At 70.0% G+C, this 9,638-nt stretch carries 9 protein-coding genes; 7 read left to right on the forward strand and 2 right to left on the reverse strand.

The genetic code is table 11. The features are described from left to right. The 6 genes from I0Q12_RS23505 to I0Q12_RS23530 form a co-directional block, all read left to right on the forward strand. Positions 1-1,380 (forward strand): alpha/beta fold hydrolase (locus I0Q12_RS23505; RefSeq protein ID WP_231611297.1); only part of this gene is annotated, 1,380 nt, incomplete at its 5' end. A 78-nt stretch (positions 1,381-1,458) separates the two neighbouring features. Next, on the forward strand, positions 1,459-2,394 hold the full coding sequence (locus I0Q12_RS23510; RefSeq protein WP_197255247.1) for a methionyl-tRNA formyltransferase: 936 nt from the start codon (positions 1,459-1,461) through the stop codon (positions 2,392-2,394). Between the two features lie 121 nt (positions 2,395-2,515). Continuing rightward, on the forward strand, positions 2,516-3,544 hold the full coding sequence (locus I0Q12_RS23515) for an iron-siderophore ABC transporter substrate-binding protein (protein WP_197255249.1): 1,029 nt from the start codon (positions 2,516-2,518) through the stop codon (positions 3,542-3,544). A 9-nt stretch (positions 3,545-3,553) separates the two neighbouring features. Next, positions 3,554-4,483 carry a siderophore-interacting protein gene (locus I0Q12_RS23520; RefSeq protein WP_307846461.1) on the forward strand — a complete coding sequence of 310 codons (930 nt, stop codon included), beginning with the start codon at positions 3,554-3,556 and terminating at the stop codon, positions 4,481-4,483. Between the two features lie 37 nt (positions 4,484-4,520). Beyond that, positions 4,521-6,290: an ABC transporter ATP-binding protein gene (locus I0Q12_RS23525; protein ID WP_197255251.1), complete on the forward strand. Its 1,770-nt coding sequence runs from the start codon at positions 4,521-4,523 to the stop codon at positions 6,288-6,290. Continuing rightward, complete coding sequence (locus I0Q12_RS23530; RefSeq protein WP_197255253.1) at positions 6,287-8,086, forward strand: ABC transporter ATP-binding protein; 1,800 nt, start codon at positions 6,287-6,289, stop codon at positions 8,084-8,086. The genes I0Q12_RS23525 and I0Q12_RS23530 overlap by 4 nt, the downstream gene beginning before the upstream one ends. Here the strand turns inward: I0Q12_RS23530 and I0Q12_RS23535 are convergent, their stop codons facing one another. Continuing rightward, entirely contained in the window at positions 8,087-8,884 is a 798-nt protein-coding gene (locus I0Q12_RS23535; protein ID WP_197255255.1) for an SDR family oxidoreductase, read from the reverse strand. It abuts the gene before it with no gap. Between the two features lie 41 nt (positions 8,885-8,925). On the opposite strand from I0Q12_RS23535, the gene I0Q12_RS23540 reads away from it, so the two are divergent. Beyond that, positions 8,926-9,423, forward strand: coding sequence for a metallophosphoesterase (locus I0Q12_RS23540; protein WP_197255257.1), 498 nt, complete (start codon positions 8,926-8,928; stop codon positions 9,421-9,423). A gap of 22 nt (positions 9,424-9,445) precedes the next feature. On the opposite strand, the gene I0Q12_RS23545 is transcribed toward I0Q12_RS23540, so the two are convergent. After that, positions 9,446-9,638 (reverse strand): hypothetical protein (locus I0Q12_RS23545; protein WP_197255259.1); only part of this gene is annotated, 193 nt, incomplete at its 5' end.

Below are 9,638 nucleotides of genomic sequence, written 5' to 3' on the forward strand. Positions count from 1 at the left end.
CAGGTGAAGATTCGTGGGTTCCGGGTGGAACTCGACGAAATCCGCGCCGCGATCACCGATTGCCCCGGTGTGCGCACCGCCGTCGTCGTCGCCCGCCGTCGTCCGGACGGGCAGAACACCCTCGCGGCCTACGTCACCGCACTCGAACCCGATCGCGCGGACACGCTCGTCGACGAGGTGCGTGCGTTCCTGTCGGCGCGGTTGCCCGAGTACATGGTTCCCGCGGCGATCGGTGTGGTGGACGCGATCCCGACCACGGTCAACGGCAAGGCGGACGTCGCCGCACTGCCCGAGATCGCCCCGCTCGCAGTGGGTTCGGGCAGACTGCCGCACACCTATCAGGAGAACGTGCTGGCCCGGCACATCGTCCGGATCCTCGCGCTGCCCGAGGACACGCGAATCTCCGTGGACGACAACTTCTTCGAACTCGGTGGTCATTCGCTCGCCGCGGCCCGGCTGGTTGCGGCGATCGACGACGACTTCGGCATCGCGCTGGCGCTGCGTTCGGTGTTCGAGAACCCGACGATCGCCGGTCTCGTCGGCGAGATCGCCGGCCGTGCCTCGATCGGCGTGCGCGGCGGCGACGGCATCCCGGTGGTCCTGGCCCCGGGCCGCGACGGCGGTCACACCGTCTTCGCGGTGCACGCGGCCTCCGGCTACTCGACCGTGTACGCGGAGTTCGCGTCGCGGATGGCGGACGACGTCCGGGTGATCGGCCTGCAGGATCCCGCGCACGCCCGCGACGGGCGGGACTTCGCGACCGCGACCGAACTCGCCGTCGCCTACGCGGACGTCGTCGTGCAGTCCCAGCCGGACGGCCCCTACCACCTGATGGGCTGGTCGTACGGCGGACACATCGCGTTCGCGGTGGCCCGGGAACTCGAATCGCGTGGACTCGCGGTCGCCGACGTGACGATCCTCGACTCGCCGCCGGTCGCGGAGGGGAGGGTGCGGATGCGCACCGACGAGGAACGCGAGGCCGACGTGGTCCGTGCCTTCGCCGAGTTCGCCGGCCTCGAGGAGATCGCGGGGGAGACCCGTGCCTCGGTCCAGGCCCGCAACCGCGCCTGCGCAGGTCCGCTGTCGGTGCTCGGTGACCGGGACGCGGCGGCGCTCATGGACTCGTTCGACCGCTGCCTGCGGTTGATGGGTACCGAACCCACCCACGGGCTCGTGCGTGCCCGCGGGCATGTCGTCATCGGCGCCGAACACGCCGCCGAGGGCGGCGGCGGATGCGAGCGGTGGTCGGAGTACTTCGCCGGACCGGTCGAGATGCTCGCCGTCGACATCGACCACGAACACCTGAACACCGGTCCGGCTCTGGACCGCTGGCAGCGCTGGTGGGCGGACCACACGGGACTGCCGCTCGCCGTCGACTGACCCATCCGGCCCGGCGACCCGGGCCGTACGAATCGAGCCGACACGCGTCGGCCGCAACCAGAGGAGAAGCGAAAAACCATGCGAGTGATCACCTTCGGCTACCAGACCTGGGGCCATCGGACGCTGTCGGCGCTGCTCGGCTCCAAGCACGAGGTGGTGCTGTCGGTGACGCACCCGCCGAGCGACCATCCGTACGAGCAGATGTGGTCCGACTCCGTCGAGGATCTGGCCCGGGAGAACGGCATCCCGGTGTTCGTCGGCAAGCGTCCCGACGACGCGCTGATCCAGGCGGTGCGCGACGCCGACGCCGATCTGATCATCGCGAACAATTGGCGCACCTGGCTGCCGCGGGAGATCTACCAGGCGCCCCGGTTCGGCACGCTCAACGTGCACGATTCGCTGCTGCCGAAGTACGCGGGCTTCTCGCCGCTCATCTGGGCGCTCATCAACGGTGAGTCCCACGTCGGTGTCACCGCGCACCTGATGGACGATTCCCTCGACGGCGGCCCGATCGTCGCGCAGCAGGCCGTCGCGGTCGGTCCGCAGGACACCACCACGGATCTGTTCCACGCGACGGTCGATCTCATCGAGCCGGTGCTCCTGCACGCGCTGGATCTGCTCGAATCCGGGCGCACCGACTTCACCGCGCAGGATCCCGCGCAGGCGACCTACTTCCACAAGCGGTCCGAGCGCGACAGCCACATCGACTTCCGGTGGCCGGCCGACGCCATCGAGCGCCTGGTGCGGGCGCAGGCGGATCCGTATCCGAACGCGTTCACCTACTACAAGGGCGAGCGCCTGCGTGTCCTGAAGGCCTCGGTCTCGCCGCGGCTCTTCGGCGGCACGCCCGGCCGTGTCACGGTCCCCGAGGGCAACGGCATCGCGGTCGTGTGCGGCCCGGACGCGTGGAACGGTGGGAACCCCGCACTGGTACTCGAGCGCCTGCGTCTGGACGACGGAACCGAGGTCGACGCAAAGGATTTCTTCGCCGGCCGCGCGGGCTATCTCGAGTGATTCGGCTTGTCGGGCTTGTGATTCAACCCGGCAACTGTAGCGATTGAGACGGATCGCCCACTGCTGCTACTGTGAGGCGTTCCTTAACTGACCCTAACCTAACCTGACCTGAGAGTGACGAATGAAGATCAGTGCTTCCCGAGGCCTGGCCGCGCGGCTGATGGCGCTCGCCGCAGTGGTGACGCTGCCCGTGGCATGTTCGAGCAACTCCGACGACACGGCCTCCGGCAGCGGTGACTCGGACTGGACCACGGTGACGATCGACGGCGCCTTCGGTGACGCGGTCATCGAGGAGCAGCCCGAGCGGGTGCTGGCGCTGTCCGAGACCGACGCCGACATCCTGGCGTCGATCGGTGTCGACACGATCGCGTATCCGGATCCGGGTCTCGACGTGCCCGCCGGCTACCCGTGGGAGCAGGGACACTTCCCGGCCGACATCGAAGCCATCGCGGTGACCGACGACAACGACGAGGTCAACTTCGAGGCGATCGCCGCCCTCGACCCCGATCTGCTGGTCGCGACCACGTTCTACGGGCTGGACGAGGACGTCTACGCCAAGCTCAGCGCCATCGCGCCGGTCGTCCACTACACCGAGGAAGCCAACTCCGACTCGTGGCAGGACAGCACCCGCCGCATCGGTGAGGCCGTCGGACGCACCGCCGAGGCCGACGAGGCCATCGCCGAGACGGAAGCCGCTGTCGCCCAGGTCAAGTCGCAGAACCCGCAACTCGAGGGCAAGACCTTCAACGCGGTCGTGTCCCCGTCCGCGGAGGGCCTGTGGGTCCTGTGTTCCAACGACGACAACATGGCCCGCGTGCTCACCTCGCTCGGCATGACGCTCAGCGACTACGCGCAGACCGTCGACTGCAACTGGGGCAAGGGCCAGATCAGCTGGGAGGAGGCGTCCAAGCTCGACGCCGACATGCTGTGGGTCGTGCCGAACACCGCCGACACCTCGGTGTTCGACACCAACCCGGTGTGGACCGCACTCCCGGTCGTCCAGCGCGGATCCGTCGTGATCACCCCGAGCGAGGACGGCACCCCCCGCGCCGCTGCGTTCCCGTCCCCGATCAGCCTGAAGTGGGTCATCGAGGAGTACGGCCCGCAGTTCTCGGCTGCTGTCGACAAGGGAGCCGACGCTCAGCCGTGACGTAGTTTCGTGCCGTCGCCCCATATCCCGGGCGACGGCACGTACGCGTCCGGCGGCGCCTCGCCCACCCCACCCCTCGAAGAACGGAGCACCCGGATGACCGCGGCGGAGAGCCTCGACGACCTGACCGAGAAGATCGTGATGCACGATCTCGTGCCCCGTCGGCTGACGGTTCTGCGCACGGTCGACCTGACCCCGCGGATGCGGCGCATCGTCGTCGGCGGTCCGGAGATCGCCGGCTTCCCGCACGGCACCGGGCGGCCCACCGACCATGTGAAGCTGTTCTTCCCCGACGAAACCGGCGACGTCGCGATGCCCGAGATCGAAGGCGACGGCAAGTGGATCGAACCCGACGGCCGGCGTCTCGAGTTCCGCGACTACACGGTTCGCGCGTTCGATCCCGAGGCCGGTGAACTCACCCTCGACTTCGTGCTGCACGAGCACGGCACCGGGGGCCGCTGGGCCGCGACCGCCGAAGCCGGAGCACCCCTCGGCGTGCTCGGCCCCCGCGGGTCGATCCTGGTCCCCACCGGATACCCCGCCTACATCCTCGCCGCGGACGAGACGGCCCTGCCTGCGCTCGCCCGCTGGCTCGAGGAACTCCCCGCGACCGCCCGGATCCAGGCCTTCGTCGAGGTCCGCGACGCGAGCGACGAACTCGACTTGGAGCGGTCCGCCGAAACGCGGCTGACCTACCTGCACCGCGGCAGCGCTGCACCCGGCAGCACCGAACTGCTCATCGAGGCGATCCGCGCTGTCGAGCTTCCCGCCGACCCCTACTTCGTGTGGGCCGCAGGCGAAGCCACCTCACTCAAGCCGATCCGCCGGTACTTCCGCCGCGAGCTGGGTCTGCCGAAGGAACGGGTCGACATCGACGGCTACTGGAAGCGCGGAGTCGTCAATCTCGACCACCACGACGACGAGGGCGACGACGCCTGACCGGAACCGCCAGGTGCCACAACCCCCCCGAGGAGCCATGAAGCTGCGCCCGCTGACGTTCAGTAGCGACCGACCGGTGGCGACCCCGCCGATCCGCGTCGACGACGCCACCACCGCCCGCCGACTCGCGGTCCGCACGATCTTCGCGGCACGACGGATGACCGTGCCCGCCGCGGTGCTGATGATCGGCCACCAGATCGGCGAGGCACTGGTCCCGGTCGTCATGGGTATGGCGATCGACAGGGCCATCGCCACCCACGACGGCACCCAGCTGCTGCTGTGGCTGGTGGTGCTCGGCGCGGTGTTCGCGATGCTCTCGTTCTCCTTCCGCTTCGGATCCCGGCTCGGGCTGCTCGGTATGCAGGCGGTGCAGCACCAGCTGCGCACCCGGGTCACCGACCGGATCCTCGACCCGCGCGGAATGGCCGGGCCCGCACGACTTCCCGGTGTGTCCCTGTCGATCGCGACCTCGGACGTGCAGCGCCTTGCGATGGCCTGCGCGATCGGCGTGTACCCGATCGGACAGATCGCCGCGGTCGTGTTCACCGGCATCGTGCTGCTGACCATCTCGGGGCCGCTCGGTGTCGCGGTCCTGGTGGGTGCCCCCACGATCCTGTGGATCCTCGACAAGGCCGGTGGCCCGCTGCGGGCGCGCAGCGAGCACCAGCAGGAGATGGCCGGCGAAGCGGCCGGCACCGCCACCGATCTCGTCACCGGCTTTCGGGTGGTCAAGGGCATCGGCGCCGAGGAGGTCGCCGCCCACCGCTACTTCGAGGCGAGCCGGCGCGCCCTGCGCGGAGTGCTCGCCGCCTCCCGTTCCGAGGGTGCCTACCTCGCCGCCATGGAATCGGTGTCGGGTCTGTTCGTCGTTACCATCGGTGTCGCCGCCGGTCTGATGGCGGTCAGCGGCGGCCTGACCGTCGGTCAGCTGATCACCGTCGTCGGCCTGACCCAGTTCGTGATGGGGCCTCTCAGCGCCCTCGGCACCAACGCCGGTGCCGTGTGGGCCGGCGCGCTCGCCTCCGCACTCCGCGTCCTCACCGTGCTGCAGGCACCGCCCGCGACCTCGATCGGTACCGCCGCCGCGACCGCCGGCCAGCTCCGTTTCGACGGCCTCGCCCACGGACCGGTCCGGGACCTCGATCTCGAACTGCCCGCGACCGGACTCGTCGCGGTGGTGGCCGACGCTCCGACGACCGCCTCGCTCGTCGAGGTGCTGTCCCGGTCGGCCACGCCCGAGAAAGGCGCCGTCCGGATCGGCGAGACCGACCTGTTCGATCTCGACGAGGACACCGCGATCGCCACCGTGCGCGTCGCCCCGCACCACGCGGCTCTCTTCGAGGGATCCGTGCTCGACAACATCGCCGCCGCCGTCGATCCGGAGGCCGCGGATCGCGACACCCGCATCACCCGTGCCGTGTTCGCCGCCGCTTGTGACGACGTCGTCGAGGTGCTCCCCGACGGCCTCGACACCCCGGTGGGGGAGGCGGGCCGGTTGCTGTCCGGTGGTCAGCGGCAGCGCGTCGCACTGGCCCGGGCGATCGCCGCGGACTCCTCGGTGCTCGTGCTGGTCGACCCCACCACGGCGGTCGACTCCGTCACGGAATCGAATGTCGCCGAGCGGCTGGGGCAGGCCCGCGCCGACGGACTGACCCTGGTGTTCACCGACGCCCCGGCGCATCTCGCCGCAGCGGACGAGGTGATCGTCCTCGCCGAGGGACGACTGGTCCACCGCGGAGCCGCCGACGACGCACCCGCACTGTCCTCGGCCGTCCCGGCCGGTACGCCCGTGGAGGCCCACCGATGACCAGCACCGCGATCCACGAGACCGCACCGGCCGGTCCGCTCCCCATCGCCGACGCCCGCACCACCGCCGCGCACTTCTTCGCCGCCCTGTCCGGCAGCCGCGCACGCCTGATCGGCGTCGTCGCGCTGCTGGTCGCGGCCGCTGCGCTCGGGCTGGTGATGCCGTGGGCGCTCGGCCGGATCGTCGACATCGCCATCGACGGCGGCGACGCCGGCGATGTGTGGCGGCTCGCGATTCTCATGGTCGTCGCCACCGTCGCGGGTGCCGGGCTCACCGGCGCCGGTGTCGCCGCCTCGGCCCAGTTGTTCGAGACGGTCCTCGCCCGGTTGCGCGAACGCATGCTGGCCTCGGCGCTGCGGCTGCCGCTCTCGCGGGTCGAGGCTGCGGGCAGCGGAGACCTGGTGTCGCGTGCCACCGACGACGTCGAGGTCGTGAGCACCGCCATCTCCCAGGGTGTTCCGGCGATCTCGACATCGGTGTTCACCATCGCCGCGACCGTCGTCGGACTCGCCGCGTTGGACTGGCGGTTTCTCGCCGTCGTCGTGGTCGTGCTGCCGGTGCACATCTTCACGGTGCGGCGGTACGTGCGGGAGGCACCGCCGGTCTACACGGGGGAGCGTGCTGCGATGGCGAAACGCGCACACGAGGTGCTCGGCGCGATCCGCGGCCTCGACTCGGCACGCGCGTTCGGCCTGACCGGACGGCTGCTCACCGAGATCGAGGGACGCTCGTGGGGGGTCGTGCGCTGGACGCTGCGCGCCCGCGTCGTGCAGAACCGCTTCTTCGCGGGCATCAATCTCGCCGAATTCGTCGGTATGGCAACCATTCTCGTCGTCGGCTACATGCTCGTCGGGAACGAGGGGCTCACCGTCGGCGCCGCGACCGCGGCGATGCTGTTCTTCCTGCGGCTGTTCGGGCCGATCGGTGAACTGCTGATGGTGACCGACGACCTGCAGTCCGCGGCGGCGTCGCTGGTGCGCATCGTCGGAGTGACCGTCGAAGGTGAACGCTTCGGATCCGATCGGACCGCGGCCGCGTCGACGCCGGTGCCGCAGGGCCGGGCGCTCGAAGCGCAGGACATCACGTTCGCGTACCCGGGGAAGGACCCGGTGCTCGACGGGGTGTCGCTGACGATCGCGGACGGTGAGCACGTCGCGCTGGTCGGTGCGTCCGGCGCGGGCAAGACCACCCTCGCGGCGGTTCTCGCCGGCATCCACCGGCCCGTGCGCGGGGCGGTGCGCTTCGGTGGTGCCGACCTCGCGGAACTCGACGAATCGGAGCGTGCACGCCGCGTCGCGCTGGTGACGCAGGAAACGCACGTGTTCGCGGGTTCGCTCGCCGACGACCTGCGGATGGCCGCACCGGACGCCACCGACGAGCAGATCCGCGACGCCCTGCGCCGGATCCACGCGTGGGAGTGGGTGGAACTGCTACCCGACGGGCTCGAGACGATCGTTGGTGACGGCGGACACGACCTGTCGCCGATGCAGGTCCAGCAGGTCGCGCTGGCACGGCTGGTGCTGCTCGATCCGGCGCTGGTGATCCTCGACGAGGCCACCGCCGATGCCGGCAGTGCCGGCGCGAGCCTGCTCGAGGCGTCCGCCGAGGCGGCGCTCGAGGGGCGTTCGGCGCTGATCGTCGCGCACCGGCTCAGCCAGGCCGCCACCGCCGATCGGATCGTGCTGATGGACCGCGGCGCAATCGTCGAGCAGGGCTCGCACGACGCGCTTCTCCGCAGCGGCGGTCGCTACGCCACCCTGTGGGCCGCGTGGGCGCGGGGTCGGGCCGAGAGCTAGTCAGAGTTCGCGCCAACTGCCGTCGTTCATGTCGTGTCCGTGCGCGGCCATGAGCATCAGACCACCGTCGACCGGAATCGAACGGCCGGTCAGATACGACGCGCGCGGCGACGCCAGAAACGCGACGACGGACGCGACCTCGTTGACGTGACCGGGGCGGCCGGTCGGGTTGCCCGGACGATCCTCGTGGAAGGCCTCGGATTCGTCCATGCCGGTCATCGGGGTGGCGATCTCACCCGGAGCGACCGATTTGACGGTGATGCCGTGCCGCGCGAGTTCGAGTGCGAGACAACGGGTCAGCATCCCCAGTCCCGCCTTGGCCGTACAGTACGCGGACGCACCGAAACGCGGTACGTGTTCGTGGACGCTCGTGATGTTGATGATCCGTCCTCCCCGGCCGGCGTCGACCATGTGCCGTGCTGCTCGTTGTGCGCACAGGAACGGTCCGTCGAGGTCGGTGGCAAGCATTTCCCGCCACCGGTCGTAGGACAGGTCGAGGACTCCGTCGCGATGTCCGGTGCCGGCATTGTTCACCAGTACGCCGAGCCCACCGAGTTGCCGTGCGAGGTCGTCGATCGCATCGGCGGTGTCCGGGCTCGTCAGGTCCTGGCGGGTGACGAAGCACCGTCTTCCGCGTTGCTCGACGGCGGCACGGGTGTCGTCGGCGCCGGCCTCGTCGGTATGGAACGTGATGCCGACGTCGAATCCCTCGGAGGCGAGCAGTTCGGCGGTGGCCTTGCCTATGCCGGAGTCCGCGCCCGTGATGACGGCGAGTCTGTCGTGTGCTGGAACGGTCATGTTCGGGGTGTACCCCAGGGCGGGAGCGGCACACTGGGCCCATGAGGTTGTTGCTACTGGCCGACACCCACGTCCCTGCCCGTGCGCGCCGGTTGCCCGACGAGGTGTGGAACGAGGTGGACCGCGCCGACGTCGTCGTCCACGCCGGTGACTGGATCGAGATCGGATTGTTGAGCGCTCTGGAGGAACGCGCCGCACGACTCGTCGCGTGCTGGGGCAACAACGACGGGCCTGCCTTGCGGGAACGGCTTCCGGAGATCGCTCGGGTGACGCTCGACGGTGTTCGGCTCGCTGTGGTGCACGAGACCGGGCCCTCGGCGGGCAGGGAGAAGCGCATGGCGGCGGCCTATCCGGACACGGATGTACTGGTGTTCGGCCATTCCCATATTCCGTGGGACACCACGGCCCCCGGTGGTTTGCGCCTGCTCAATCCGGGCTCGCCGACGGATCGGCGTCGGCAGCCGTATTGCACGTACATGACCGCGACGATCGAGGACGGTGTGCTGGGTGGTGTGGAGTTGCATCGTCTCCTGCGCTAGGGACAGCCAGGCGGTCACCGGGTCAGGGCGAAAGCGTCGCGACGGTGCTCTCGCCCAGATCCCGCAAGAACGCGGCCCGATCCAGCGCCGGATCCGGTTCGACACCCGGCGGCACTGCGTCCATGAAATCGAAGTGCCCGACCCGGGGCAGCACCTGTGCGTCGACCTGCCCGCGGCTGTGGCGCAGGATCTCGATCGTGGCGGGCGGGGTGATC

The organism is Rhodococcus sp. CX, assembly GCF_015865005.1.
GTDB lineage: Bacteria > Actinomycetota > Actinomycetes > Mycobacteriales > Mycobacteriaceae > Rhodococcus.

Bases quoted from the DNA above. Each gene is read 5' to 3' on its own strand.
- I0Q12_RS23535 (WP_197255255.1), bottom strand. From the start codon at position 8,884: ATGACCGTTCCAGCACACGACAGACTCGCCGTCATCACGGGCGCGGAC.
- I0Q12_RS23540 (WP_197255257.1), top strand. From the start codon at position 8,926: ATGAGGTTGTTGCTACTGGCCGACACCCACGTCCCTGCCCGTGCGCGC.
- I0Q12_RS23515 (WP_197255249.1), top strand. From the start codon at position 2,516: ATGAAGATCAGTGCTTCCCGAGGCCTGGCCGCGCGGCTGATGGCGCTC.
- I0Q12_RS23525 (WP_197255251.1), top strand. From the start codon at position 4,521: ATGAAGCTGCGCCCGCTGACGTTCAGTAGCGACCGACCGGTGGCGACC.
- I0Q12_RS23530 (WP_197255253.1), top strand. From the start codon at position 6,287: ATGACCAGCACCGCGATCCACGAGACCGCACCGGCCGGTCCGCTCCCC.
- I0Q12_RS23510 (WP_197255247.1), top strand. From the start codon at position 1,459: ATGCGAGTGATCACCTTCGGCTACCAGACCTGGGGCCATCGGACGCTG.